Origin of the sequence: Aeromonas sp. XH (genome assembly GCF_033348475.1) — a bacterium.
GTDB lineage: Bacteria > Pseudomonadota > Gammaproteobacteria > Enterobacterales > Aeromonadaceae > Aeromonas > Aeromonas sanarellii.
The window spans coordinates 1980931-2006703 of record NZ_CP137630.1; the positions used below are offsets into that span (position 1 = coordinate 1980931).

20 protein-coding genes and 1 other RNA gene are annotated in these 25773 nt (G+C 64.6%); 11 read left to right on the forward strand and 10 right to left on the reverse strand.

From position 1 onward, the window contains the following. Positions 1–56 precede the first annotated feature (56 nt). The 4 genes from R2B70_RS09260 (at position 57) to R2B70_RS09275 (ending at position 3818) form a co-directional block, all read left to right on the forward strand. Positions 57–845, forward strand: a complete 789-nt coding sequence (locus tag R2B70_RS09260; protein WP_042078254.1) for a sulfite exporter TauE/SafE family protein — start codon at positions 57–59, stop codon at positions 843–845. Between the two features lie 101 nt (positions 846–946). Further along, an RNA gene (gene ffs / locus R2B70_RS09265) (signal recognition particle sRNA small type) lies at positions 947–1043 on the forward strand. Positions 1044–1526: 483 nt separating this feature from the next. Continuing rightward, complete coding sequence (locus R2B70_RS09270) at positions 1527–2312, forward strand: MetQ/NlpA family ABC transporter substrate-binding protein (protein WP_318163227.1); 786 nt, start codon at positions 1527–1529, stop codon at positions 2310–2312. A 192-nt stretch (positions 2313–2504) separates the two neighbouring features. Next, on the forward strand, positions 2505–3818 hold the full coding sequence (locus R2B70_RS09275; RefSeq protein ID WP_318163228.1) for an FAD-binding oxidoreductase: 1314 nt from the start codon (positions 2505–2507) through the stop codon (positions 3816–3818). Positions 3819–3892: 74 nt separating this feature from the next. On the opposite strand, the gene yjfF is transcribed toward R2B70_RS09275, so the two are convergent. The 5 genes from yjfF to R2B70_RS09300 form a co-directional block, all read right to left on the reverse strand. Next, on the reverse strand, positions 3893–4903 hold the full coding sequence (gene yjfF, locus R2B70_RS09280) for a galactofuranose ABC transporter, permease protein YjfF (RefSeq protein WP_318163229.1): 1011 nt from the start codon (positions 4901–4903) through the stop codon (positions 3893–3895). Then, a complete protein-coding gene (ytfT, locus tag R2B70_RS09285; RefSeq protein ID WP_318163230.1) occupies positions 4896–5915 on the reverse strand; it encodes a galactofuranose ABC transporter, ATP-binding protein YtfT in 1020 nt (339 codons plus the stop codon). Before ytfT ends, yjfF begins: the two co-directional genes overlap by 8 nt. A 1-nt stretch (position 5916) precedes the next feature. Continuing rightward, positions 5917–7425 carry a galactofuranose ABC transporter, ATP-binding protein YtfR gene (gene ytfR / locus R2B70_RS09290; RefSeq protein ID WP_318163231.1) on the reverse strand — a complete coding sequence of 503 codons (1509 nt, stop codon included), beginning with the start codon at positions 7423–7425 and terminating at the stop codon, positions 5917–5919. Positions 7426–7511: 86 nt separating this feature from the next. Next, the gene (ytfQ, locus tag R2B70_RS09295; protein ID WP_318163232.1) at positions 7512–8471 is read right to left on the reverse strand and encodes a galactofuranose ABC transporter, galactofuranose-binding protein YtfQ; all 960 of its coding nucleotides are present in this window, start codon (positions 8469–8471) and stop codon (positions 7512–7514) included. 310 nt (positions 8472–8781) lie between these two features. Further along, positions 8782–9696, reverse strand: a complete 915-nt coding sequence (locus tag R2B70_RS09300) for a LysR family transcriptional regulator (RefSeq protein ID WP_209792115.1) — start codon at positions 9694–9696, stop codon at positions 8782–8784. Between the two features lie 129 nt (positions 9697–9825). Here R2B70_RS09300 and R2B70_RS09305 point away from each other — a divergent pair, with 129 nt between their 5' ends. Continuing rightward, on the forward strand, positions 9826–10677 hold the full coding sequence (locus tag R2B70_RS09305) for a type 1 glutamine amidotransferase domain-containing protein (protein ID WP_042075750.1): 852 nt from the start codon (positions 9826–9828) through the stop codon (positions 10675–10677). A gap of 63 nt (positions 10678–10740) precedes the next feature. On the opposite strand, the gene R2B70_RS09310 is transcribed toward R2B70_RS09305, so the two are convergent. Beyond that, the gene (locus R2B70_RS09310; protein ID WP_318163336.1) at positions 10741–11619 is read right to left on the reverse strand and encodes a LysR family transcriptional regulator; all 879 of its coding nucleotides are present in this window, start codon (positions 11617–11619) and stop codon (positions 10741–10743) included. Between the two features lie 160 nt (positions 11620–11779). Between R2B70_RS09310 and fdhD the strand changes: the two genes are divergently transcribed. The 3 genes from fdhD (at position 11780) to R2B70_RS09325 (ending at position 16224) form a co-directional block, all read left to right on the forward strand. Next, positions 11780–12565 carry a formate dehydrogenase accessory sulfurtransferase FdhD gene (gene fdhD, locus R2B70_RS09315; protein ID WP_318163233.1) on the forward strand — a complete coding sequence of 262 codons (786 nt, stop codon included), beginning with the start codon at positions 11780–11782 and terminating at the stop codon, positions 12563–12565. Then, positions 12549–14846: an FdhF/YdeP family oxidoreductase gene (locus R2B70_RS09320; protein WP_318163234.1), complete on the forward strand. Its 2298-nt coding sequence runs from the start codon at positions 12549–12551 to the stop codon at positions 14844–14846. The genes fdhD and R2B70_RS09320 overlap by 17 nt, the downstream gene beginning before the upstream one ends. Positions 14847–15093: 247 nt before the next feature. Beyond that, positions 15094–16224, forward strand: coding sequence for a BamA/TamA family outer membrane protein (locus tag R2B70_RS09325; protein ID WP_318163235.1), 1131 nt, complete (start codon positions 15094–15096; stop codon positions 16222–16224). Positions 16225–16253: 29 nt separating this feature from the next. Here the strand turns inward: R2B70_RS09325 and R2B70_RS09330 are convergent, their stop codons facing one another. Both R2B70_RS09330 and R2B70_RS09335 read right to left on the reverse strand, forming a co-directional pair. Then, entirely contained in the window at positions 16254–17831 is a 1578-nt protein-coding gene (locus R2B70_RS09330) for a sensor domain-containing diguanylate cyclase (RefSeq protein WP_318163236.1), read from the reverse strand. An 88-nt stretch (positions 17832–17919) separates the two neighbouring features. Then, a complete protein-coding gene (locus R2B70_RS09335; protein ID WP_318163237.1) occupies positions 17920–18858 on the reverse strand; it encodes a LysR family transcriptional regulator in 939 nt (312 codons plus the stop codon). 145 nt (positions 18859–19003) lie between these two features. Between R2B70_RS09335 and R2B70_RS09340 the strand changes: the two genes are divergently transcribed. Beyond that, positions 19004–20437 carry a glycoside hydrolase family 1 protein gene (locus R2B70_RS09340; RefSeq protein ID WP_318163238.1) on the forward strand — a complete coding sequence of 478 codons (1434 nt, stop codon included), beginning with the start codon at positions 19004–19006 and terminating at the stop codon, positions 20435–20437. 107 nt (positions 20438–20544) lie between these two features. Here the strand turns inward: R2B70_RS09340 and R2B70_RS09345 are convergent, their stop codons facing one another. Continuing rightward, positions 20545–21303: an SDR family NAD(P)-dependent oxidoreductase gene (locus R2B70_RS09345; RefSeq protein WP_042075738.1), complete on the reverse strand. Its 759-nt coding sequence runs from the start codon at positions 21301–21303 to the stop codon at positions 20545–20547. Between the two features lie 130 nt (positions 21304–21433). On the opposite strand from R2B70_RS09345, the gene R2B70_RS09350 reads away from it, so the two are divergent. Then, the gene (locus R2B70_RS09350) at positions 21434–22381 is read left to right on the forward strand and encodes a LysR family transcriptional regulator (protein ID WP_318163239.1); all 948 of its coding nucleotides are present in this window, start codon (positions 21434–21436) and stop codon (positions 22379–22381) included. Here R2B70_RS09350 and R2B70_RS09355 read toward each other — a convergent pair. Further along, positions 22361–23371 (reverse strand): helix-turn-helix domain-containing protein, encoded by a 1011-nt coding sequence (locus tag R2B70_RS09355; RefSeq protein ID WP_216990192.1) that lies wholly within the window; start codon positions 23369–23371, stop codon positions 22361–22363. The genes R2B70_RS09350 and R2B70_RS09355 overlap by 21 nt on opposite strands. Positions 23372–23602: 231 nt before the next feature. On the opposite strand from R2B70_RS09355, the gene R2B70_RS09360 reads away from it, so the two are divergent. Next, on the forward strand, positions 23603–25639 hold the full coding sequence (locus tag R2B70_RS09360; RefSeq protein WP_318163240.1) for a glycoside hydrolase family 3 protein: 2037 nt from the start codon (positions 23603–23605) through the stop codon (positions 25637–25639). Positions 25640–25773 lie beyond the last annotated feature (134 nt).

The following is a 25773-nucleotide window of genomic DNA, read 5'->3' on the forward strand; positions in this document are numbered from 1 at the left end:
TTTTTATGCGAATTAATGGTCAACTTGACCGCCATTCACTCGGTGAAGGAATTTTTATGCTGTTTGTGGGGTATCTGGTATTGGGGGCCTTTGCGGGCATGCTGGCTGGGCTGTTCGGCATCGGTGGCGGGCTCATCATCGTCCCCGTGCTGGTCCTGAGTTTTCACGCACAGGGGGTCTCCCCCGAGATCATCACCCACCTCGCGCTTGGCACCTCCCTGCCCACCATGATCTTCACCGGCATTAGCTCCCTGCGGGCGCACCAGGAGGCCGGTGCGGTGGACTGGGTGATGATCCGCAGACTCGGCGCCGGGATGCTGATCGGTGCCTGGCTCGGTGGCATGACCGCCAACCTGCTGAGCGCCAGCACCCTCAACATCATCATCGGCTGCTTCGCCTGGACCATGGCGCTGCAGATGGGGCTCAACCTCAGGCCCAAGGCGGAGCGCCATCTGCCCGGCCCCGTCGGGACCGGCATCGCGGGTACCGTCATCGGCTGGCTCTCCGCCCTGTTCGGCATCGGTGGCGGCTCCATGACGGTGCCCTACCTCAGCTGGAACTCGGTGCCCATGCGCAACGCCGTGGCGGCCTCTGCCGCCTGCAGCATCCCCATCGCCGTGGCGGGCAGCCTCAGCTACCTCTATGCGGGCTGGGGCCGCACCGATCTGCCCGAGTGGAGCGTCGGATTCGTCTACCTGCCGGCGCTGCTCGGCATAGTGCTCACCAGCACCCAGTTTGCCAGGCTCGGCGCCAAACTGGCCCATCGCCTCTCCCCCAGGCGGCTCAAGCAGGCGTTCGCCCTGCTGATGCTGGTGGTGGGGGCGAAATTTATGCTATTTAGCTGATTTATTGGAAAATTGCCGAAAAAGCAGGCGAACGGTCAGGCCCAGGGCAGAAAGCCATTGCATTGGCAGGCCAGTTTGCCTATTCTCCTCGCCGGTGGTCCTATTGGTCCTCTCGCATTGATAACCCGTCGACCTGGTCAGGACCGGAAGGTAGCAGCCAAGGCGGGGGACTCGAGTGCCGGGATGTGGCTGGTAGGGCCACCACTTGTTTCTGCTATTCAATAAGTTACAGCTAATACCCCCTTCAGACCTCTTGGTAATCCACTTTGTGTGGATGAATCAGGAGTCTTCTAAGTGAATCTCTGGCTCAGTCCTCAAGGTATGTGGTACTACCGCAAGGTGACACTGCTCCCTGTGGTCGTCATCAAGAGTGGTCGTCGTAACGGGATCAAACATCCAAGCTGGCAGCCCGTGCAGGTCGTCAATATCCTCTCTTAGGCCTTGCCTGTTTTCTCACTTCGCAGGAGGCCGACATGGACGGTTCCAGCATCCGGTATCGGCCGCCATCTGTGTACCACATGGTGGAAGTAAAAGATTGAAAATAGCCCTTGGCATCGGGCTATTTCACTGATCCCGGCATTCCTCATTTCTGATATATCCAAGGGATATCTTGTGCTTTGTGCTCCTTGCGCCGACCCCGTAATCTCGGGGTCGTCATCACTCATTAGCAAGGAAATAGCCATGTTGAAATCGATATTCAAAGTGACGCCTCTGGTTGCCGCCATTATGTCTGGGTATGCCAGTGCCGGGGAAACCATCCGGCTGGGGATCATGAGCGGCGAAGATGAAGATGTGTGGAAAGTTGCGTCGGCACAGGCCAAGAAACAGGGGCTGGATATCGAACTTGTCAAGTTCAATGACTATATCCTACCCAACGAGGCGCTGGAGAATGGTGAAATAGATGCCAACGCATTCCAGTACAAACCCTATCTGGATAATCAGGTAAAGAGCCGCGGCTATCATATCGTGCCGGTCGGCAATACGGCCGTGTGGCCCATCGGCCTGTATTCCAAGAAATTCAAGGCAGTCGGTGACTTGCCGGAGGAGGCCATCATAGGGGTGCCCAATGATCCCAGCAACGAAGGGCGTGCTCTGCGGGTGCTGGCGTCGGCCGGGGTCATCAAGCTGCGCCCTGGCTCGGGCATACTGGCGACCACCACCGACATCATCGACAACCCCAAGAAATTGCAAATCCGGGAGCTGGATACCGGCATCATAGGGCGCTCGCTGGAGGATCTGGATGCGGCCGTGGTCAATACGGACTGGGCATTGAAATCCGGGCTGAGCCAGCAGCAACGTATTTATTCCGAGACGGCAAAAGAGAATCCTTACAATAATTTCATCGCGGTCAAAAGTGGCAATGAAAGTGCCCCCTGGGTGAAAACCCTGGTTGCCTCCTACCAGAATGAGGAGGTCAAGGCTGCATTGGATAAATATTATAAAGGGACGGCAATCCCCGCGTGGTAATGAAATGACAGTGATTCATCCATCATATCCACCTGCCGTTGATGCCGTTTTTTAATACGGGTTGCCCTCATGGAAGGGGCGCCCGTATACGGCATTCTCTGGCTGCACAATAAGGCCTGACAAGGCATGTCACCAGCAGGGCCCATGGTTGACAGGGTCCTTGCCGATTTTTTCGTGTGAACAGGATGTCCCATGAAGTTTCGATATTTGCCCCGGCACAAAGAGGCCAACGGCTGGGCCGCCATCTTGCCCGAGCGAGTCCCCATACCCCATCTGCAGGAGGTGGTCCAGGGGGACTGGGTGGTGGTAGGGGCGGGCTATGCCGGGCTGGCCTTTGCCCATGCACTGGCCGAGCATCAGCCACAGGCCCGCATCGTGCTGCTGGAGGCGGGTGTGGTGGGGGACAACGCAGCCGGACGCAACTCGGGGTTTGCCATCGACTTGCCCCACAATATCGGCAGTGGCACCGCCGAGCTGGCCAAGGCCAGCCACTACCGGCAGTTGTTGAAAGGGGGACTGGCCCAGCTGGCGCACTGGGTCGGTCGGTATCGCATCGATTGCGACTGGCAGCAGAGCGGCAAGTATCACTGCGCCGTCAAGGCCGGATCCGCCGGGCTGCTGAAGCAATACGCCCACGAGCTGGATCTGCTGGACGAAGGCTATGAGTACCTGGAGGGGGCGGCGCTCTCGGCCCGCCTCGGCACCGGCTTCTACCACTCGGCCATCTATACCCCCAATACCGTGCTGCTCAATCCGGCCGCTCTGGTGCGGGGGCTGGCCGACAAGCTGCCGGACAATGTGACCCTGTATGAGCGCAGCCCTGCCCTGCGGGTGGGCAGCGAAGGCGGCGTTCGCATCACCACGCCCCATGGCGAGGTGGTGGCGAGCAAGGCCATGTTTGCCATCAATGGCGGTGCGGGTCAGCTGACCCCCTTTGCCGGCAAGCTCGCCTCCCTGGTGACCCATGCCACCCTGACCGAGCCGCTGACGCCCCGGCAGCGGGCCAGGCTGGGGGACATTGCCCCCTGGGGGCTGACCCCGGTCAACGCCATCGTCGGCGCCACCTTTCGCTACACCCGGGATCACCGCATTCTGATCCGCCAGCAAGTGGCTCATGCGCCGACACTGCAAAGTCGTGCCGGGACCAACGAGGCCATGGTGCGGCGTCACCGCCGGTTGTTGCTCTCCCGCTTTCCCGAACTTGGGGAGGTGGCCTTCGCCCACAGCTGGTCCGGGCTCATCAGCGTGAGCCGCAACGGGGCGCCGCTGTGGGGCCAGTTCGGCCCGGATCTCTACGCCGCGCTGGGATGCAACGGCGCTGGCATCAGCAAGCAGACCATGGCGGGCAAGGCGCTGGCCGATCTGGTGTGCGGAGTGGAGAGCCCCTGGGGCGAGCAGATGCGCGCTCTGGGCATGGCAAACTATCTCCCGCCACGTCCCTGGCTGGATCTGGGGGTGCAGGGTTATCTCTGGAAAGAGCGGCTACTGGGGGCGGGCGAATACTAGCGCCTGGCCACCATAAAGGCGTGTTATCGCGGGGCTTGTGCCTGGGTTGACCGGGCCCAGGCCCCGCGATGTTTTCACTCAAGGGGGGTGACGGGGATCTGCCGCTTGAAGGGGCCTGGCTTGTTGGCCTTGCGGTGTTCTGAGACCAGGATAAGCAGGCGCTGCAGGGCGATGAAGCTGAATAGCAGCAGGCCGATGATGATCTTGGTCCACCAGGAGCTGAGGGTGCCGTCGAAGTTGATGTAGGTCTGGATCAACCCCTGGATCAGCACCCCGAACAGGGAGCCGAAGACGGTGCCCACCCCGCCGCTCAGCAGGGTGCCGCCGATCACCACGGCGGCGATGGCATCGAGCTCCACCCCGACGGCGGCGAGCGGATAGCCCGCCGAGGTATAGAGCGCGAATACGATGCCCGCCAGGGTCGCCAACGTGGTGGAGAGCAGGTAGATGCGGATGGTGGTGTGGCGCACCGAGATCCCCATCAGGGCCGCCGAGGTGGCGTTGCCGCCGATGGCGTAGACGTTGTTGCCAAAGCGGGTGCGGTTGGCGAGCAGGATGCCAAGCACCACCACCGCCAGCATGATGAGGGCCAGCAGGCTCAGGCGACCGCCCCCCGGCACCTTCCACGACAGGCTCGACAGGTAGGTGAAGCTGGGGTGATCGATGGGCAGGGACTGCTCGGAGATGAGGAAGCTGGCCCCCCGCAGGAAGAACATGCCCGCCAGGGTGATGATGAAGGCGGGGATCTTCAGGGTGTCGATGAGCCAGCCCATGAGGGCGCCGAAGCCCGCGCCGAGCACCAGCACCAGGGGGATGGTCAGCATGGGGCTGACCCCCAGATCCCCGATGAGTTTTGCCAGCAGCACGCCGGTGAAGGCGATGACGGCGCCCACCGAGAGATCGATGCCCCCCGAGAGGATGACGAAGGTCATGCCCACCGCCACTATGCCGAGGAAGGCGTTGTCCGTCAGGATGTTGCAGATGATGCGGGTGGACATGAAGGCAGGGAAGGAGGCCAGGCAGAGCAGATAACCCAGCACGAAGACCATGATGGTCACCATCAGGGGGAGGTTGCGTTTAAACATGGCGAGTCCCTCGCTGGAACAGGTGGTTGAGGGCCGGTGACTGCATGATCAGCACCGCCAGCACCACCAGGGCCTTGACGATCTGGTTCCACTGGGGCTGGTAGCCGGAGAGCAGGATCCCTGTGTTCACCCCCTGGATGATCAGTATGCCGATCAGGGAGAGGGCGAGGTTGAAGCGTCCCCCCATCAGGGAGGTGCCTCCTATCACCACCGCCAGGATGGCGTCCATCTCGAGCCAGAGCCCGGCGTTGTTGGCATCGGCACCGCGGATGTCGGCGGCGACTATCATGCCGGCGACGGCGGCCATGATGCCGCTCAGCAGGTAGGTGGCGATCACCACCATGGGGGTGTTGAGCCCGGCGTTCTTGGCGGCCTTGATGTTGATCCCCACCGCTTCGATGAAGAGGCCGAGGGCGGTGCGCTTGGTCAGCAGCCAGAGCAGCAGTGCCATTCCCAGGGTGATGATGACCGGCGTGGGCAGATAGAAGAGGGAACCGCTGCCGATCCAGGCGAGGGCGTCGTTGTTGAAGGTGATGATCTGCCCCTCGGTGATGAGCTGGGCGATGCCCCGGCCCGCCACCATGAGGATCAGGGTCGCGACTATGGGCTGGATCTTGAACACCGCCACCAGCAGGCCGTTCCACAGGCCGCACAGAAGGCCCACCCCGATGACGGCGGCGAAGATGACCGGCAGGCTGTGACCGCCGGTGGCCAGGCTGGCCATGGTGGCCCCGCTGATGGCCATGACGGCTCCCACCGACAGATCGATGCCGCCGGTGGCGATCACCAGCGTCATGCCGAGGGAGAGCAGGGCCACAGGGGCGCAGCGGTTGAGGATGTCGATGAGGCTGCCAAACAGCCGCCCATCCTGAATGTGGATGGCGAAGAAGTTGTCGGCGACCAGGGCATTGATGAGCAGCACGCCCACCAGGGCGGCGCACTGGGCCGAGCCCGTGGGCCACTCCCTGCGGGCGCGCGACCCCTTGGCGAGGGTAAGGATGGATGACGTCATATCAGGCCTCACATGCAATGGCGTTCATGATGGCAGGGACGCTGAGGGCGTCCGTCGCAAGCTCTGCCACCTGTTTTCTGTCGCGAAGGACGATCACCCGATCGGCATAGCCCACCAGCTCCTCGAGCTCCGAGGAGATGACCAGCAGGGCCAGCCCGTTGGCGCAGAGGGATTCGATGAGGCGGATGATCTCGGCGTGGGCCCCCACGTCTATGCCCCGGGTGGGCTCGTCCAGGATCAGGAACTGCGGCTTGGTCAGCAGCCAGCGGGCCAGCAGCACCTTCTGCTGGTTCCCTCCCGAGAGAAACTGGATGGGTTGCTCCGCTCCCGGGGTCTTGATGGCCAACTGCTCGATGAGGCGGGCGGTGATCTCGTCCTGCTCCTTGCGAGACAGGGGTCGCAACCAGCCCCGCTGGGCTTGCAGGGCCAGCACCATGTTTTCACGCACCGAGGCCGAGGCGATGATGCCGGCGCTCTTGCGATCCTCCGGGCAGAAGCCGAAGCCGTTGGCGGCAGCCTGGCGTGCAGAGCGGATGGTCACCGGCTTGTCCCGTACCCGGCACTCGCCGCTGTCGCTCGGTACTATGCCGAACATCAGCTCGGCAGTTTCGGTGCGACCGGAGCCGAGCAGGCCGGCGAGGCCCACTATCTCCCCGGGCATGACGTCGAGACTGAAGGGGGCGATGACCCCGCGCTTGCCATAGCCCCTGAACGACACCATGGGCTGGTGGCTGCGCAACGTCTTGCCCGCCCGCTTGAGGGCGTTGTCGTCCAGCTCGCGCCCCAGCATCATCTTGACCAGCTCCAGTTGTGGCAGTTCGGCGGTGTCGCGGGTACCGACCAGCTCGCCGTTGCGAAGCACCGTGATGCGATCGCTGATGGCGTAGACCTGATCGAGGAAATGGGTGATGAAGATGAGGCTCACCCCGTTATCCCGCAGGCTCCCCATGAGGGCGAACAGCATCTGCACCTCGCTGGCATCCAGGCTTGCGGTCGGCTCATCCAGGATCAGGATCCTGGCCGAGAGTGACACCGCCCGGGCAATGGCCACGATCTGCTGCATGGCGACCGAGTAGTGATCGAGGGGCAGGGTGACATCCATCTCGAAGCCGTGGCTGGCCATGATGGCGCTGGCCTGCCGGGTCATGGCGGCCCGGTCGATGAAGCCGAAGCGGCGGGGTTCGTGACCGATGAAGAGGTTGTCCGCCACCGACATGTTCGGCAGCAGGTTGACCTCCTGATAGACGGTACCTATCCCCAGGCGCTGGGCATGGGCGGTGTCCGTCGGGGAGATGGCGACGCCATCGAGTTCGATGCGGCCTCCATCGCGCTGATAGACGCCGGTGAGGGTCTTGACCAGGGTGGATTTGCCGGCCCCGTTCTCGCCGAGCAGCGCCATGATCTCCCCCCGTCGCAGGGAGAAGTCCACCTGATGCAGGGCCCGTACCCCGGGAAAGGATTTACAGATCCCGCGGGCATTCAATACGACATCGTGAGTGTTCTGTGACATGAAAATAGGCTCTCCGATATAACACGCCATATCGCAACGCAGCCGATATGACGTGTTATTTGACTGGCTGGCTCAGAGGGCGGGCATTAATAACCCATGTCTGTTTTCAGCTCGAGCTGCGCCTCGGCACTCTCTGGCTCGAACAGAATAGACTCCGTCTTGATATGTTTGGGGGGCAGGGAGCCATCCTTTTTATAGGCCAGCAGGGCATCGAAGGCCGGTCCCGCCATATTCGGCGTGAGCTCCACCGAGGCATTGGCTTCACCGGCCATCATCGCCTTGAAAATATCCGGCACGCCGTCGATGGAGATGATCTTGATATCCGTGCCCGGTTTCAGCCCGGCCTCTTTAATGGCCTGGATGGCGCCGATGGCCATGTCATCGTTGTGGGCGTAGACGGCGCAGATGTTCTTGCCGTTATTCTCCGCCTTGATGAAACTCTCCATCACCTCCTTGCCCTTGCTGCGGGTGAAGTCGCCGGACTGGGTGCGGATGATCTTGATGGTGGGCACGGCCGCGACGGTGTCGAGGAAGCCCTTCTTGCGATCCAGCGCCACGCTGGCCCCGACGGTACCCTGCAATTCCACCACGTTGCAGGCCTTGCCATCCTGCTGCTTGATGAGCCACTGGGCCGCGACTGCCCCTTCGTGGACGCTGTCTGCGGCGACCCCGGTCATGAAGAGGCCGTCATCTTTTACCGTGATATTGCGATCCAGCAGGAACACCGGGATCTCAGCCTCTTTCGCCTCCTGCAATACCGGCTCCCAGCCGGTCTGTACCACGGGGGCAATAAAGATGGCATCCACCCCCTGGGCAATAAAGGAGCGAATGGCCTTGATCTGGTTCTCCTGTTTCTGCTGGGCATCGGCAATTTTCAGGATGATGCCGCGTTTTTGGGCTTCGCTCTTGGCGACCGAGGTTTCCGCGGCCCGCCACCCGGATTCAGAACCTATTTGCGAGAAGCCCACGGTCATCTCTGCAGAATATGCAGTGGCCGAGAGAATAAGGGTGCTGATAATGCCCGCCAGTTTCACTTTTTTATACATATGACACTCCTTTGTGATGCATGGTGAAATAAACCGGAACGCGTCAGGTTTTTATTGTACGGGTCAAGGTTATAGGCTCTTTAATTAAACGGCGGGAGGTGGCTCACAGAAAATTTTCAGCAGCACGATGCTTCATACAAACAGCAGAAGAGTTCATATATCCGGCGGGGGCTGCGTTGATTTCTCTGCATATTTATTCCGGCAACCAGAGTGTCCAGAGTGGGCATCGCCTTCTCGCCCCGGAAGAAGGATGGTCAGGGGGGCGTCAGCCTGGCGCGCACCGTTATTTAAAAAAGAGAGGGACCTTGCCTCAGGGGCGCACCGCCGCCAGCAGGTAGTCCACGAAGGCCCGCACCCGGGCGGAGAGGTGGCGGTGCTGGGGATAGAGGGCGTAGAAGGGGCGGGATCGCCCCGCAAAGGGCGTCATGACCTCCACCAGCTTGCCCTGGCGGAGCGCCTCTGCCGCCACGAAATGGTAGATCTGGAACAGGCCGCCGCCCGCCACCGCCCAGCCCAGGCCCGCCAGCACGTCGTCCAGCACCCGCTGGCGGCTGTGCACATGGAGATCGACAGGGGATCCCTGCTCGTCCACAAACTGCCAGGGGAAGGGGCGACCCGTGCTCGGGGTGATGAACTGGATCAGATCGTGTTGCTGCAGGGCGTCCAGGGAGGTCGGCGCGGGGCGGCGGGCGACATAGTCGGGGGCGCAGAAGACCCCGAGGCTGGCATCCTCCAGCTTGCGGGCGATGATCCGCCCATCGCGCGGCTCCCCCAGCCGGATGGCGAGATCGTAGCCGTCCTCCACGAAGTCGATGTTCCTGTTGGAGACATTGAGTTCCAGTTCGACCTCGGGATAGGCCGCCATGAACCCCGGCAGCAGGGGCACCAGGCGGTGGTGGGCATAGACGGTGCCCACGCTGATGCGCAGCACCCCCTTGGGGTGGCGCTGGCGGCCGGTGATGGCCCGCTCGGCCTCGGCGATCTGCTCGAGCGCCTGCTGGCACTGATCCCGATAGAGCTCACCGTCGTGGGTGAGGCGCACGCTGCGGGTGGTGCGATGGAAGAGTTTGACGCCGAGCCTGGCCTCGAGACGCTGGATGGAGCGGCTCACCGAGGCGGGCGTCACCCCCAGCACCTGAGCCGTGGCGGTAAAGCTGCCAAGTTCGGCTGCCTTGCAAAAGAGCTCTATGGTGCCGAGCTGGACGGGGTCGAAGGCACGGGACATATGTTCATCCATGTAAATAAACAAGTTCATTGGCGTGAGTTTATTCGCCCGTGGGTAATCAGTAAATTGCTCATCGAGGGCGGCCCGGTGGCCGCCCGATCGATCACTGCCATCAGAAGGAAGATCACGATGAAGAACACCCTCAAGGCTGTGCTGGCCTCACTGCTGCTGGCGACCTCCGCCGCGGCCAGCGCCGCCCCGAAAGGCGAGATCCTGGTACTGCTCTCGAGCGAGACCGAGCTGCCGCTGCAAGGGGGCAAGAGCCTGACCACCGGCTTCTACCAGAATGAACTGGGGGTGCCTGCCGCCGCCCTGCTGGAGGCCGGTTATACCCTGACCCCGGTGACCCCGAGAGGGAACCGGCCCGAAGCCGACAAGAGCTCCATCGATCCCCAGTATTTTGGCGGCAACCCGCAGGAGATGGCGCGCATCGGCGCCGTGGTGGAGGGGCTGTTCGGTGCCAACCAGGTGCTCTCCCTGAGGGAGGTGCTGCAATCCGGTCCCGAGCGCTACGCCGGCCTATTCATTCCCGGCGGTCATGCCCCGCTTATCGATCTCGCCAAGGATCCCGAGGTGGGCACCCTGCTGCGCCACTTCCACGAACACCAGAAGCCCACGGCGGCCATCTGCCACGGCCCCATCGCGTTGTTGGCGGCGCAGGCGGATCCGGCCGGGTTCGAGCAGGCCGTCATCGCAGGCAAGGCGGACGGCGCCAGAGAGTGGATCTACGACGGTTACAGGATGACCATCTTCTCCGACAAGGAAGAGGTGGTGTTCGAAGGCTCCCTTGGGGGCGACAAGCTGCGCTACTACCCGGCGCAGGCCATGGCGCAAGCCGGTGGCAAGATGCAGTTCGTCGCCCCCTGGCAGCCCGGCGTGGTGATCGATCGGGAGCTCATCACAGGCCAGAATCCCTTCTCCGACCACGCCCTGGCGAGCGCCTTCATCGCGGCGCTGGACAAGCAGCAAGGGGCGCGCTGACGCCACGGGAGGCGACAGCTCCCCAGACGACAGATGCAGGCAGCCCAGGGTGGGCTGCCTTTTTCATGTCTCGGCCTCGGCGAGTAACGCCTTCATGGCGGGGGTGACGCTGTGTTTTCGGGTGATGAAGGCGATGGTGCCGGCGCTCGCATCGCTCAAGGGATGGCAGGGCAGTTTGAAGAGCTGCTGGGCGGTGGCGGCGATGCCGGCGCTGACCACGGCGCAGCCCAGGCCGTGGCTCACCCCGTTGACCAGGTGGAACAGGGAGTCGGTCTCCAGCACCACCCGCAGGCTGAGCTGCTGGCGGGCGGCGGCCTCGTCCAGATAGCGGCGAAACTGCATGGTGGTGCTTGGCAGGATCAGGGGGAGATCTTGCAGGTCCGCCAGGGTCAGCGGCCCGGTCGGGGCGCAGTGGGCAGGCAGGGGGCCCAGCAGGGCCATGGGGTTGGGGTGGCGCAACTGGACGTCGAGGGCCCGGCGCTGATGTTCGGTGAGCAGCTCGTCAAAGCCGAGGCCGATGTCGGTCTGGTGCAGATCCAGCTGCTCGAGCAGGGTGGCGTGGGTCATCACCGACAGGCGCAGGCTGACCTTGGGGAAGGCGTCGTGGAAGCGCTTGAGCAGCGGCATGATGTCGATGCTCGACTGGGGCACCATGCCGATGCGCAGGGTGCCAGAGAGCGCGCCACCAAACAGGCTCAGCTCCTGATGCATGGCGTCCTGCTCCAGCAGCATGCGCTCGGCGTGGTGCAGCACCACTTCCCCCGCCGGGGTCAGCGCCACGAACTGGCTGTTGCGCACCACCAGCTCGGTGCCGAGGGATTTTTCCAGCGCCGTGATGCTGGCGGACAGGGTCGGCTGGGTGATGAAGCAGGCCTTGGCCGCCTTGGCGAAGTGTTTGTGCTGGGCCAGCTCGTAGAAATAGTGCAACTGCTTGATGTTCATCGAAGAGGGGCGTTTGAAGTGGAGAATGGCTGACAAAGTTAATCAATCGACATCGTCAAGGCAATAGAGGTTGTCTATCGGCGAATAGATTTGTTTCATTGGTTTTGGGAGAGCGACTTATCTAAACTTGAGGCCCGAATACAGCTTATAAGCGTCTCGCATGATCCCATTCAATTCACGGTTGCCCAGGCTGGATGAGCTGGTGGAAGAGGTGGCCGTGTCCGTCAACATCAACGGCATCAACCACGCGGTCATGATGGCCACCCCGGACGATCTCGACGACTTCGCCATCGGCTTCCTGTTTGGCGAGGGCATCATAGGGGGCAATCACGATGTGCACGACATCCAGAGCACCCCGTCCGAGCAGGGGGTGGTGCTCGACATCACCATCGCCAACCGCTGCCTGGCGGCGCTGGGTCAGCGCAAGCGTCGCCTGGCCGGGGCGAGCGGCTGCGGCATCTGCGGGGTGGAGGCCATCGAGCATGCGCTGCCGGCACTCACCCCTTTGACCCCGGGCGCCCCCTTCGACACCGCCTCTTTGCAGGATCTGCGGGAGCGCATCGTCCCCTGGCAGAGCAAGGCCCGCCAGAGCGGCGCCCTTCATGCCGCCCTGGCGCTGGATGATCGCGGCGAGATCCTGGCCTGTCGGGAAGACATCGGCCGCCACAACGCCCTGGACAAGCTCATCGGCATGCAGCTGCGCCAGCCCGCGCAGGCCGATACGCTGGTCATCACCAGCCGCTGCGGCAGCGAACTCATTCACAAGGCGGTGCAATTTGGCGCCGCCCACCTCATCAGCCTTGCTTCTCCCAGCCAGCTCGCGGTGCGACTGGCCCAAAAATACAACCTGACCCTCATTCATGTGCCCAGATCCGATGCCCCGGTCTGCTATGCCAGCCCCCGGTTCCAGGATCAGCTCGGAGACTCCCATGTCCAGTCATATTGAAAAACCGGCCAAGGCCGGCGGCTTTTCCTCCCTGCAGTCCACCTTCAAGCAGGTGCTACGCAGCCAGAAGACCCGGCAGAACATCAAGAACCTGCTGCGGGTCAACCAGACCGACGGCTTCGACTGCCCGGGCTGCGCCTGGGGGGACAACAAGCAGGGGGCCTTCCAGTTCTGCGAGAACGGCGCCAAGGCGGTGGCCTGGGAGTCCACCGGCAAGACGGTGGGAGCGGACTTCTTCGCCGAGCATTCGGTGCGCCGCCTCGCCACCCAGAGCGACTACTGGCTCGAATACCAGGGGCGACTGACCGAGCCCCTGCGCTACAACCCGGCCACCGACCACTACGAGCCGGTGAGCTGGGACGAGGCTTTCGGGATCATCGCCGACAAGCTAAAGACCCTCTCGAGCCCCGACGAGGTGGAGTTCTACACCTCGGGCCGTGCCAGCAACGAGGCCTCCTACCTCTATCAGCTGTTCGGCCGCCTCTATGGCACCAACAACTTCCCCGACTGCTCCAACATGTGCCACGAGGCGAGCGGGGTGGGGCTGATCCAGTCCGTCGGGGTGGGCAAGGGCACAGTGGTGCTCGATGACTTCGACGCCGCCAAAGCCATCTTCGTCTTTGGCCAGAACCCGGGCACCAACCACCCGCGCATGATGAATGCCCTGCGCAAGGCGGCGCGTAAGGGCTGCCAGATAGTCACCTTCAACAACCTGAAAGAGGTGGCCCTCGAGCGCTTCGCGAGCCCACAGAGCCCGGCGGAGCTGTTGACCCCGGCGGCTACCACCATCAGCCACCAGTACCTCACGCCGAAGCTTGGCGGCGACATGGCGGCGATTCGCGGCATGGCGAAATACATCCTGGAAGAGGAGGGGAGTCGCCTCGATCTCGCCTTTATCGAGCAGCATACGACGCAGTTTGATCAGTATGTGGCCCAGGTGAAGGCCACGGAGTGGGTGCAGATCGAGGCGCAATCCGGGCTCGGTCGAGAGGAGATCACCCGGGCGGCGCAGATCTTCGCCAAGAGCGATCGCGTGATCAGCTGCTGGGCCATGGGGATCACCCAGCACAAGCACTCGGTCGACACCATTCGCGAAATCGTCAACCTGCACCTGATGTGCGGCCAGATCGGCAAGCCGGGGGCCGGGCTCTGTCCGGTGCGCGGCCACAGCAACGTGCAGGGCAACCGCACCATGGGGATCAACGAGAAACCCAATGCCGCCTTCCTCGATCGTCTGGAGCGCCGCTTCCCGGTGGGCCTCAAGCGCACGCCGGGCCACAACGTCCATGAGGCCCTCAAGGCCCTGCACGGCGGCAGGAGCAAGGTGCTCATCTGCCTCGGGGGCAACCTGGCGGCCGCGGCGCCGGACACCGACTTCACCTATGAGGCGATGCGCCGCTGCGAGCTCAACGTGCAGATCAGCACCAAGCTCAACCGCAGCCACCTCATGGTCTCCAAGGATGCCCTGATCCTGCCCTGCCTCGGCCGCACCGAGCTCGACCTGCAGCGCAGCGGCGTCCAGAAGATCACCGTGGAAGATACCTTCAGCATGGTGCACGCCTCCACCGGCATGAACGAGCCGGTTTCGCCGCTCTGTCTCTCCGAGATAGACATAGTGGCGCGCATGGCCGAGGCAACGCTCGGCAGCGAGCGGGTGGACTGGCTGGCGATGCGGGACGACTACGCGAAGTTGCGCGACCTCATCGAGCAGACCATCGCCGGCTTTGATGACTTCAACCGCCGCATCGAGGAGCCCTGCGGCTTCCACCTGGAGAACAGCGCCGCCCGGCTGCGCTGGAACACCCCGAGCGGGCGCGCCGAATTTCGGGCGAGCCGCTTGCCGGACTCCATCCTGCCCGAGTGCACCAGCCACGCCGAGCAGATGGTGGACGAGCCCGTGCTGCTGCTGCAGAGCCTGCGCTCCCACGATCAGTACAACACCACCATCTACGGCATGGACGATCGCTACCGCGGGATCAAGGGGCGGCGCAATGTGGTCTTCATGAACGAAGAGGACGCCAGGAGGCTGGGGCTCGCCGAGGAGCAGCTAGTGGACATGGCGGCCATCTGCAACGACGGGCGCGAGCGGGTGGTGCGCGGCTTTAGCGTCATCTTCTACGAGATCCCCAGGGGCAACATCGCCGCCTACTACCCGGAAACCAACCCCCTGGTAGCCATCGACAGCATAGGGGAGGGCTCCTTCACCCCCACCTCCAAGTCGGTACCCGTGCTGGTGACCCCAAGCCAGCCACTGGCCGCGAGCCTGGCCGTCAACCTCTGACCCTCCCAAGACCCCTGTCCATGACAGGGGTCTTGGCTTGGGCGGTATTCATCCGGGCCAATGTGTGGCCAAGCTGTATGGCGATTGTATGGCTGACCACCTTTAGGTAGCCGGGGCCCGCGCTTGCTCCTATGCTTCTGCCCCTTCCCGCTCCCCCTCGACCAGGCCGGGACGGTTACCTGCAGTGGCGCGCCCGCGCCGGTCCATCCCGAGCGGCGGCGCACTCAACCCGATACGGATCCCACAGATGTTGAATTCAAGCACAGCGCTGCTGGCCAGCCTCGCCCTGATCCTGGCCAGCCCGATCGTGAACGCGGCGCCCGCCGAGGAGGCGAGCCAGGAGGGCGGGGAGGACAAGGAGAAGGCCGGGGTGAACGGCAAGGGGGAGGCCGGGCGCTCGCCCTGGCTGTTCGTGCCGCTGCTGAGCTCCAGCCCCAAGCTGGACACGGCGGCGGGGCTGATGGTGGGCTACCTGCACCAGTTCGACGAGGGATCGCGCCCCTCGCTCTTCACCGTCTCGGCCAAGTACACCACCTCGGAGTCCCTGATCGCGAGCGCCTTCGCCAAGACGTCGTTCGGGGTGGACCACCACCGCCTCGTCGGCGGCATCATCTCGGGGGACATCAACAACGACTACGAGGACTACCTCGGCAGCGGCCGCCCCCTCGAGACCAACGACCACTTCCGCTCCGCCTTCCTGCGCTACCTCCATCGGGTGGAGGGGGACTGGTTCGTCGGCGGCATGGCGGCCTACTCCAACTACGAGATGCAGGGGCAGGATCCACAGTCCGACCAGATCCTGGAGGAGCTGGGGCTGGAGGGTTTCACCTCGGGGGGCCTGGGGCTGGTGGTGCAGCACGACTCCCGGGACAGCGACTTTCGTGCGACCAGGGGCTGGTACCTCAACGTCAACAACCTGGCCTACCGGGAGGGGCTGGGGGGAGAGGAGGACTTCGATATCTACCGGGTGGATTATCGCGGCTACTGGAGCCACGGCGATGGCCATGTGCTCGCCTGGCGCAATCGCAACCAGTTCTCTCACCAGGCGCCGACGGGCTCCTACTCCCCCATCTACCTGCGTGGCTACACCCCGGGGGAATACCTGGGACAGCACATGTCGGCGGTGGAGGTGGAGGAGCGCTACCAGCTGGCGGAACGCTGGACCCTGACCGCCTTTGCCGGGGTGGCCTGCCTCTATGGGGACGGCGTCAACGGCGAGGCCCTCGACTGTGGCGACCGCGAAAACGTCTATCCCGCCTGGGGGGCGGGGGTGCAGTACCTGCTCAAGCCGGAGGCGGGCATAGTGGCCAACCTCGAATACGCCATGGGCAAGGATGACAACGCCGGCATCTACCTGAAGATGGGTTACAGCTTCTGATACAACGCGGCCCCTGATGGGGCCGCATGTCAATCCGCCTCTGCCACCACCACGCAGTTTCTGCCCCTGCGCTTGGCCTCGTAGAGCGCCTTGTCCGCCTGCTTGAGCACGGCGGCGAGATCCGGGGTATCCGCCGGCCAGTGGGCGACCCCGAGGGAGATGGTGATATGCCCGCCCGTCTCCATCTCGTGACTGGCCACCCTGGCCCGCAGCCGCTCGGCGATCCGCTGGGCCTGCGCCAGGGAGACCCCGGGCTGCAGCAACAGGAACTCCTCGCCGCCGCTGCGGCACAGAGCGGCATCGGGGCGCAGATCCTGCTGCATCAGGGTCGCCAGGGCGATGATGACGGCATCCCCCACGTCGTGGCCGAAGCCGTCGTTGATGGCCTTGAAGTGATCGATGTCGAGGGCGATCACAGCCAGGGGGCGTGACTGGGCCTGGTAGTCGTCCAGCATCTGCTGCATGGCCCGCCGGTTGAAGAGCCCGGTCATGGGGTCGGTGTGACTGTCGGTGTGTAGCTTGTCTATCTTGGTGTTGAGCAGCCCCAGCCCCTTGAGGATGGCCAGCTTCAGCTGGGCCGCCTCGTAGTACCAGGCGCGGATGCCGGAGATGTTGGAGGCCGCCCCCTGCTGATCCATCAGCCTGGCCCGGTTGGCCAGTTGTCGCAGCGGCCTGGCAATGGCGGTGGCCGAGAGCCAGATGACGAAGAGGATGAAGAGGGTGACCGGGATCATCCCCTTGAGGATCTCGAACATCTGTTGATCCAGCCCGGCCAGGGTGGCGCTGCGGGGGCGCTGGGCCACCACGCCCCAGCCGGCGCCTGCCACCGGGGCGAAGCCCGCCAGCATCTCGTTTCCTCCGGAATTGAGCACGGCCTGTGCGCCTTGCCGCCCTTGCAATACCTCGTCCACCACCCGGTTGTCGCCGACCTTCTGGCCGATGCGCTTGGGATTGGGGTGGTAGATCAGCGTTCTCTGCCGGTCTACCACATAGAGGTAGGAGCCGTCCTGATAGTAGTGCTGGCCCAGCAGGCTGGAGAGCACGCTGGCGGACTCCAGATAGATGCTGCCTGCCACGAAGCCGAGGTAGCGCCCGTCGGCCGCAAAGATCGGATAGGAGAGGCTGATAAGGTAGTTGCCCGAGAGGGCGATGAGCGGGTCCGAGATGAGTGGCTTCCGACTGGCGAGACTCTGACGGGCGCTGCGGGAACTAAGCTTGACCCCCTTGACTTTCAGGGTCTCGGGGGAGACGGCGACCACGGTGGCCTCGGTGTTCACGACGGCCACCGAGTTGAAGGTGTTGGTCTGCTGGCGCAGCTGACTCATCAGCTCATCGAGCCCCTCGACGTCATTGGCCAGCAGCATGGGCGCCAGCCGGCTGGCGCCATAGGCGAGCTGCCCCTGGGCCGAGCGCAGCATGGCGTCGGTGGAGGCGGCCAGCTTGGCGGCATAGACCCGGTTCGCCTCCAGGGTGCTGTCGATCAGCAACTGCCGCTGGGCCTGATGGATGGCGTAGAAGCTGTTGCCGAAGGTGGCCAGCACGCCGAGCACGGCCAGGGCCAGGATGAGGCGATGAAGGTCAAACCTCAGCAACCAGTGGGATGGCATGGAAGAAACGGATCCTTGTCGTGGGCGCCAGAGGCAATGGCACGATTTTAAGGGGGGTGTCCGCCCAAAGCTACCCTTAATGTGGTTCTCAGGTGATACCCTTCTCGTCGGAGGTAGGGTCGTCGGGTGACACCCTGTTCTGCTGCCCGGGCGGATCGCCGAGGGCGGGATCCGCAAGCGCCGCCACCGTCTGCCAGAAGGGGGTGATGAGGGGGTTGTCGTTGCCTGGCGGGCGAATGAGCCCGATGATCCAGCTCGCCTCGGGCTCCTCCAGGGGCAGGGTCAGCACGTCGGGGTGCTCTATGGTGGTGGAGGAGGGGACCAGGGTCCAGGCGATGCCTGCCGCCGCGGTGGCGATGCCGGCGGCGAAGTCGTTTACGTACTGGATCTCCTGAAACCTCAGCCCGCTCTGGGCCAGGTAGTGGACGAACTGATCGTAAAAGGAGGGGGCCTTGTCCCGGCGCAGGATGGCGAGCGGCCTGTCCACCAGATCTTTGAGGCCGCTGACCCCGGCGTAACTCGCAGGCAGCACGGCGACGAAATGGGCGCGTACCACAGGCAGGCAGTGCCAGCCTTTGGGGGCGGGCAGGCGGCAGAAGCCGAGATCCAGCCGCCCCTCGGCCAGCGCCAGCAACTGGTGGTGGGTGGAGAGATCGTTGAGCTCGATGCTGACCCCGGGGCGGCTGGCCCGAAACCGGGCGATGGCGGCGGGCACCAGCAGCTTGGTGGCGACCCCGAAGCCGATGCGCAGGGTGCCGCCGTTGCCCGCCAGCACGTCGCGGGCGCTGCGGGCGAGCTGCTCGCTCTGGGCCACCAGGGCACAGGCGTCTCCGTAGAGGGCGCGGCCCAGGGCGGTGAGCCGGGTGTGGCTTGCGCTGCGCTCGAACAGATCGCCGCCAAATTCCGCCTCCAGGCGCCGGATCTGCTTGCTCAGGGCCGACTGGGTGATGTGCTGGCGCGCCGCCGCCTGACCGAAGTGCAATACCTCCCCCAGGGTGACGAAGGCTTTCAGATCCCTTAGCTCCATGGTTTCCCCTTTCATTCCTATTGGGAATCTTGAGTGGTCATATTTGTCATTGGACGGAATTTTAGAAGTGTTGGATGCTGATGCCAATTGATTTCGGGCTCCCCGCAGGGGGGCAGGGCCATTCGCGCAGAAGGAGCAACACCAGATGCATCATCACAAGTTCAACGACTTCCCCACCGATTTTCTGTGGGGCGCCGCCTCCGCCGCCTACCAGGTGGAAGGGGCCTGGAATGCCGATGGCAAGGGCCCCTCGGTGTGGGATCTGTTCACCAAGCTGCCGGGCAAGACCTTTGAGGGCAGCAACGGCGACGTGGCGGTGGATCACTACCACCGTATGGAGGAGGACGTGGCGCTGATGGCGGAGATGGGGCTCAAGGCCTACCGCTTCTCGGTGAGCTGGCCGCGCATCTATCCGACCGGCCGCGGCGAGGTGAACGAGGCGGGGCTGGCCTTCTACGAGAAACTCGTCGATACCCTGCTGGCCCACGGCATCGAGCCGGTGCTGACCCTCTATCACTGGGACCTGCCCCAGGCGTTGCAGGACGAGTACGGTGGCTGGGAAGACAGGCGCATCATCGACGACTTCGAGCGCTACTGCGTGACCCTCTACCAGCGCTTCCGCGCCAAGGTGAAGTACTGGGTGTCGCTCAACGAGCAGAACTACAACCTGACCAACGCCTACCAGCTCGGCACCCACCCGCCCGCGGTGCAGGACAGGAAGCGCTTCTTTGCCGCCAACCACATCGCGTTTCTCGCCAACGCCAGGGTCATCAAGGCGTTCCGCGAGCATGTGCCGGGGGGGCTGATCGGCCCGAGCTTCGCCTACTCGCCCGCCTATCCGGCGTCGTGCGATCCCAAAGACATGCTGGCGTTCGAGAACGCCGAGGAGTTCACCAACCTCTGGTGGCTGGACGCCTACTGCTTCGGCCGCTACCCCCAGGCGGCGCTCGCCTACCTGAGGGAGACCGGCGAGGCCCCCGAGATCCTGCCGGGGGATCTGGCACTGCTGAAGGAGGGGACGCCGGACTACATAGGCGTCAACTACTACTACACCCTGACCTTCACCGACAATCCCCTCGGCGGTCAGACCATGCAGCGCATCAACACCACGGGGCAGAAGGGCACCACGCCGTCCAGCGGCGTGCCGGGCCTCTACCGGACCACCCCGAACCCGCACCTCGAGACCAGCAACTGGGACTGGGCCATCGATCCCACCGGGATGCGCATCGCCCTGCGTCGCCTCTCGTCTCGCTACGGCCTGCCGCTGATGATCACCGAGAACGGCCTCGGCGAGTTCGACAAGCTGGAGGCGGGAGACAAGGTGAAGGACGACTACCGCATCGATTACCTGCGCAGCCATATCAAGGCGTGCCAGGAGGCGATGCAGGACGGGGTCGAGCTGCTTGGCTACTGCGCCTGGTCCTTCACCGACATCCTGAGCTGGCTCAACGGCTACCAGAAACGCTACGGCTTCGTCTATGTGGAGCGCGACGAGCAGGGCGGATCCCTGCGCCGCATCAAGAAGGAGAGCTTCCACTGGTACCGCCAGGTGATCGCCTCCGGCGGCAAGACCCTGTAAGGCGCGAGTGAGCGCGGCAGTGCGCAGAGAATGCCCGCCCTGAATGCCAGCAGGCCCCCTCATCCGAGGGGGCCTGCTGTTTTGAGGGGGCTGGCGCGAAGCGCGGCCTAGATAAACATGCCCCCCGAGGCCTCGATGCGCTGGGCGGTGATCCAGCGGCTGTCATCGGAGAGCAGGGCGGCCATGACGCCGCCGATGTCGTCGGGCTGGCCCACCCGGCCGAGGGCCGTCTGGCTCGCGAGGAAGGCGTTGACCCCCTTGTCGTCGCGCACCACGCCGCCGCCAAAGTCGGTCTCGATGGCGCCGGGGGCCAGCACGTTGACGGCGATGCCGCGGGGACCCAGCTCCTTGGCCAGGTAGTGGGTCAGCACCTCCACACCCCCCTTCATGGCGGCGTAGGCGGCATAGCCCGGCATGGCGAAGCGGGTGAGGCCGGTGGAGAGGTTGAGGATGCGGCCGCCATCCGCGATCAGCGGCAGCAGCGCCTGGGTCAGGAAGAAGGTGCCCTTGAGGTGGATGTTGAGCAGGGTGTCGAACTGCTGCTCCGTGGTCTGCTCGAAGCTGGCGCGGATGCCGATCCCGGCGTTGTTGACCAGGAAGTTGAAATGGGTGCGCTGCCACTCCCGGGCGAGCAGCTGCTTTACCTCGTCTGCGAAGGTGGCGAAGGTGGTGCTCTCCCCCACGTCCAGCGCCAGGGCATGGGCCTGTACCCCGAGGGCGCGGGCCCTGGCCACCACGGCGGCGGCCTCCCCGGCCTGGCTGCGGTAGGTGAGGATGAGATCGACGCCTTTGGCCGCGAGGGCCAGGGCGCCGTGCTTGCCGAGGCCGCGGCTGGCTCCCGTGATGAGGGCGATGGGTCTGGTCATGGTGTGACTCCTGTCCGGGTGAATGACGAGGGCTCGGTGCGAGCCGACCGGATCACTGTATTGTTCGTTTCAAACTCGATAAATAGCGTGATAATGAAATCACTGTTCCGTTTAGAGAGACAATCAGGCCATGGATCACCTGGATGCGATGAGGGCCTTCGTGCGGGTCGCCGAACTGGAGAGCTTCAGCCGCTGCGCCGAGCTGTCCGGCATCCCCAAGGCGACCCTCTCCGCCGCCATCCGCCGGCTGGAGGAGCGCATGGGCACCCGGCTGTTGCAGCGCACCACGAGGCGGGTGCAACTCACCACGGACGGCCAGATCTGCTATGCCCGCTGCCGGGAGCTGCTGGCGGACATGGAGGAGTTTGACGGCCTGTTTCGCCAGGAGGGCCAGATCTCGGGCCAGTTGCGGGTCGACATGCCAAGCCGGATGGCGCGCCACCTGGTGATCCCCGCGCTGCCGGACTTTCTGGCCAGGCATCCCGCCTTGCAGCTGATGCTGAGCAGCACGGACAGGCGGGTGGACCTGGTGCGCGAGGGGTTTGACTGCGTGGTGCGGGTCGGCAGCCTGGAACCCTCCAGCCTGGTGGCAAGGCCCCTTGGCCACTACCGCCAGATCAACTGCGCCAGCGCCGCCTACCTGGCCCGCCACGGGGTACCGCAGCACCTCGCCGATCTGGCCCACCACCGGCTGGTGCACTATGGCCCCGGGGTTGGCACGGGGAGCTGCGCCGGCCAGGGGCGCCCCGAGCCCGGCTTCGAATACCTGCGGGAGGACGGCAGCCGGGCCCTGCTGCCCATGGCGGGAGCCCTGACGGTCAACGACAGCGAGACCTATCTGGCGGCGGCGCTGGCGGGGCTCGGCATCATCCAGATGCCGAGGGTGGGGGTGGAGGGGCTGCTCGCGCGCGGCGAGCTGGTGAGCATACTGCCCGCCTGGCAGGCGCCGCCGCTCCCCATCCACGCCCTCTATGCCCACCGCCGCCAGCTGGCACCCAGGGTCCAGCTCTTCATCCGCTGGCTGGGCGAGCTGCTCGCCCGCTCCCTGGCCGGGGAGTCAGAGGCGGCCGCGCCTTGAGCGAAACTCCCGGGGGGAGAGGGCGAAGGCCGCGCGAAAGAAGCGGGTGAAACTGCTCTGGTTGGCAAAGCCGAGCCTGTCTCCCACCGCCTGCAGCGGCAGGGCGGGATCCTGCAGCAGGCGGCACGCCTCCTCCCGCCGCACCTGATCCAGCAGCCCGGAGAAGTGGCAGCCCTCCTCCCGCAGGTGGCGGTTGAGGGTCCAGCGGGTCAGCCCGAGGCTGTCGCAGACCACAGCGAGAGGCGCTCGCTCCTCCAGGCCTTCCTGCCAGAGCGTTTGACGGATGAGATCGAGCACGCGATCCCGGTAGCGGGTGCGCGGGCGCAGCAGGGCCATCTGCCGGTTTATCTCCCCCAGCAGCAGGGGCTGCAGGGGGAGGTTGCAGCCCCCGTGGGCGAGATCGAGCAGGGCCGAGGGGAAGCGCAGCTCGAACCCCTGGCCCCGCAGCAGGCGGGCGCCCAGCCAGGTCGCCAGGTCGCGCCAGAGCGCAGGCCTGACGAGGGCGGGCAGCACCAGTTGGCCCTGCCCCGGGTGATAGAACTGGAGCAGGGCATAGAGATTGCCCAGATTCGCCAGGCTGCTCATGGCGATGACGTCCGGGTGATCGGATTCCGAGTGGTAACTCAGCCTCGCCTGACCATCTTCCTCCCGCAGCACTATCCGGTCGCTCTCGCCGATGAGGGGGCGAAAGGAGAGGAAGAAGTGCAGCGCCTGGCGCAGGGTGGCGGCGTTGCAGCACAGGCTTGCGAGCGGCAGAAAGTCGGCGAACAGGCCGGTGAGCGTGGGGGGCGCCCCCCAGTGGTCGCAGTTCATATGGGGGGCGGCCCGGGCCAGCAGCCGGAAGTGGCGCTGGGCGTCGATCCGCCCCTGGGGGAGCAGCAGCTCTTCTCTGGCAATCCCGGCACCTTGCAGGAGCTGGGCCGGATCTCGTCCCTGTCTCTGCCAGTGGGTGAGGCAGTGCAGGGCAATCCGGTTGGAGACGGTTTTCACGGCAAAAATCCTTGTCGGCGGTGGCCTTCCATCATCCGTCAGCGGCGCTGGATTGCCGTGAGCCAGCGCCGCTTTTATGTTTCGGATTTGTAACCAAGGGTAACCCTGCAACCCTTTTCACACTTTTCACCCCTGCTCCCAACCGGCAACTTCCTGCACCCGACGGGCAAGTGAGGGGGGCCGCATTTGCATAGAGTGGTCACTCCTACACACACAAGGAAGATAACAATAATGAAACACCACTCGCTCTCCCGAACCCGTGTCGCCCTCGCCATAGGGGCCCTGCTGCTGGCGGGTTGCAACGACAACGACTCCACCCCCAAACCGGAACAGCCCGTCCTGGGCCATCGCACCGTCGCCCTGATCGAGCAGGACGGCCTGCAGTTCAAGGATCTGGACGGCAATGGCACCCTGACCCCCTACGAGGACTGGCGCCTCGGCGCCGCCGAGCGGGCGCGGGACCTGACGGGTCGGCTCACCCTGGCCCAGAAGGCGGGCCTGATGATGCACGGCACCCTGGTGCTGGATGCCGACGGCCGGGTCGACCTCGCCGCCATGGACAAGATGCTGCGTACCGATGGGGTGAATACCTTCATCACCCGGATGGCGGGGGATCCGGCGGCCATCGCCGAAGACAACAACCGGCTGCAGGCCCTGCTGGAGGGGGTGGGGCTCGGCATCCCCATGACGGTGAGCACGGATCCGCGCAACCACTTCACCCATGATCCCAACGCCACCAGCGTCGGCGCCGGGGCCTTCTCCCAGTGGCCGGAGACCCTGGGGCTGGCCGCCATCGGCGATGCCGCCCTGGTGCAGCGCTTCGGCGACATCGCCCGTCAGGAGTACCGCGCCGTCGGCATTCACGAGGCGCTCTCGCCCCAGGCGGATCTCGCGACCGAGCCGCGCTGGGGGCGCATCAACGGCACCTTCGGCGAAGACAACCAGCTCGCCAAGTCCCTGGTTAAGGCCTATATCCAGGGCTTCCAGCAGGGGAGTGACGGCATTGGCAAGGAGAGCGTGGTCACCGTGGTCAAGCACTTCGCCGGGGCCGGCCCCCAGAAGGACGGGCTGGACGCCCATAACCCCTGGGGTAAGGAGCAGGTCTATCCCGGTGGCCAGTTTGCCTATCACCTGGTGCCGTTCGAGGGGGCCTTCGAGGCCAGGGTGGGGGCCGTGATGCCCTATTACGCCCTGCCCGAGGGGCTGACCCATGAGGGCCAGGCCATCGAGGAGGTGGGCTTTGGCTTCAACCGCCAGATCCTCACCGACTTGCTGCGTGGCCACTTCAAGTTCGACGGTGTGGTGCTGAGCGACTGGGGCATCGTCAACGACTGCGACAGCCGCTGCGAGCAGGGGCTGACCCAGGATGAGGTGACGGCGGGCGTCAGCCCCTGGACAGTGCCCTTTGGCATGTCCTGGGGCGTGGAGAAGCTCACCAAGGCCGAGCGCTACGCCAAGGCCATCGACGCCGGGGTGGATCAGTTCGGCGGCGTGGAGGATCCGGCGCCCTTGCTGGCGGCGGTACAGAGCGGCCTGGTGACCGAGGCGGCGCTCACCACCTCGGCCGAACGCATCCTGGAGCAGAAGTTCGCCCTGGGGCTGTTCGAAAATCCCTATGTGGATACCCAGGCCGCGGTGGCCCTGGTGGGCAAGGCCGAGTTCCAGCAGGCCGCCCAGGCTGCCCAGGCGGCGTCCCACGTGCTGCTGAAAAACGAGGGGGCCCTGCTGCCACTCAAGGCGGACGGCAAGCGGGTCTACCTGCACAACGTCAATGCCGAGGTGGCCGCGGCCAACGGTTATACCGTGGTGACGGACCTGGCCCAGGCGGAGCTCGCCATCGTGCGGGTCAATGCCCCGGGCGAGCAGGATCCCCGCTTCCCGTTTGGCAGCATCCACTTTGGCCAGCTCGGCTTTGCCAGCAATGACCAGGTGGTGCAGGAGACGGCCCACGAGGGGATCTACCACGGGGCCGACGACTTTGCCGCCATCCAGGCCATCGAGCAGGCTGGTGTGCCCCTGGTGCTCTCCGTCTATCTGGACAGGCCCGCCATCCTGACCGAGGTGGCCCCGGCTGCCCGGGTGCTGCTCGCCAACTTCGGTGCCCTGGATCAGGCGCTGTTCGACGTCATCAGCGGCAAGCAGAAGGCCCGCGGCAAGCTGCCCTTCGAGCTGCCTTCCAGCTGGCAGGCGGTGCAAAACCAGCACCCGGACGTGGCGAAGGACTCCGCGAACCCGCTCTACCCCTATGGTGCCGGCCTGGCCTATTGAGAGCGAGCCCCGACATCTGTCATCACCAAGGCGCCTGCGGGCGCCTTTTCCATGGCCCCCATCGACAATCCCGGTTTGGCGCAGTGGGGCGGCTTGGGCATAATGGCGCCCCATCACCATGTGCCTTGTCCCGT

What these genes read in the sequence shown, in the direction of transcription:
- R2B70_RS09260 (WP_042078254.1), top strand. Translation starts at nt 57, where the DNA reads ATGCTGTTTGTGGGGTATCTGGTATTGGGGGCCTTTGCGGGCATGCTG.
- R2B70_RS09270 (WP_318163227.1), top strand. Translation starts at nt 1,527, where the DNA reads ATGTTGAAATCGATATTCAAAGTGACGCCTCTGGTTGCCGCCATTATG.
- R2B70_RS09275 (WP_318163228.1), top strand. Translation starts at nt 2,505, where the DNA reads ATGAAGTTTCGATATTTGCCCCGGCACAAAGAGGCCAACGGCTGGGCC.
- yjfF (WP_318163229.1), bottom strand. Translation starts at nt 4,903, where the DNA reads ATGTTTAAACGCAACCTCCCCCTGATGGTGACCATCATGGTCTTCGTG.
- ytfT (WP_318163230.1), bottom strand. Translation starts at nt 5,915, where the DNA reads ATGACGTCATCCATCCTTACCCTCGCCAAGGGGTCGCGCGCCCGCAGG.
- ytfR (WP_318163231.1), bottom strand. Translation starts at nt 7,425, where the DNA reads ATGTCACAGAACACTCACGATGTCGTATTGAATGCCCGCGGGATCTGT.
- ytfQ (WP_318163232.1), bottom strand. Translation starts at nt 8,471, where the DNA reads ATGTATAAAAAAGTGAAACTGGCGGGCATTATCAGCACCCTTATTCTC.
- R2B70_RS09300 (WP_209792115.1), bottom strand. Translation starts at nt 9,696, where the DNA reads ATGTCCCGTGCCTTCGACCCCGTCCAGCTCGGCACCATAGAGCTCTTT.
- R2B70_RS09305 (WP_042075750.1), top strand. Translation starts at nt 9,826, where the DNA reads ATGAAGAACACCCTCAAGGCTGTGCTGGCCTCACTGCTGCTGGCGACC.
- R2B70_RS09310 (WP_318163336.1), bottom strand. Translation starts at nt 11,619, where the DNA reads ATGAACATCAAGCAGTTGCACTATTTCTACGAGCTGGCCCAGCACAAA.
- fdhD (WP_318163233.1), top strand. Translation starts at nt 11,780, where the DNA reads ATGATCCCATTCAATTCACGGTTGCCCAGGCTGGATGAGCTGGTGGAA.
- R2B70_RS09320 (WP_318163234.1), top strand. Translation starts at nt 12,549, where the DNA reads ATGTCCAGTCATATTGAAAAACCGGCCAAGGCCGGCGGCTTTTCCTCC.
- R2B70_RS09325 (WP_318163235.1), top strand. Translation starts at nt 15,094, where the DNA reads ATGTTGAATTCAAGCACAGCGCTGCTGGCCAGCCTCGCCCTGATCCTG.
- R2B70_RS09330 (WP_318163236.1), bottom strand. Translation starts at nt 17,831, where the DNA reads ATGCCATCCCACTGGTTGCTGAGGTTTGACCTTCATCGCCTCATCCTG.
- R2B70_RS09335 (WP_318163237.1), bottom strand. Translation starts at nt 18,858, where the DNA reads ATGGAGCTAAGGGATCTGAAAGCCTTCGTCACCCTGGGGGAGGTATTG.
- R2B70_RS09340 (WP_318163238.1), top strand. Translation starts at nt 19,004, where the DNA reads ATGCATCATCACAAGTTCAACGACTTCCCCACCGATTTTCTGTGGGGC.
- R2B70_RS09345 (WP_042075738.1), bottom strand. Translation starts at nt 21,303, where the DNA reads ATGACCAGACCCATCGCCCTCATCACGGGAGCCAGCCGCGGCCTCGGC.
- R2B70_RS09350 (WP_318163239.1), top strand. Translation starts at nt 21,434, where the DNA reads ATGGATCACCTGGATGCGATGAGGGCCTTCGTGCGGGTCGCCGAACTG.
- R2B70_RS09360 (WP_318163240.1), top strand. Translation starts at nt 23,603, where the DNA reads ATGAAACACCACTCGCTCTCCCGAACCCGTGTCGCCCTCGCCATAGGG.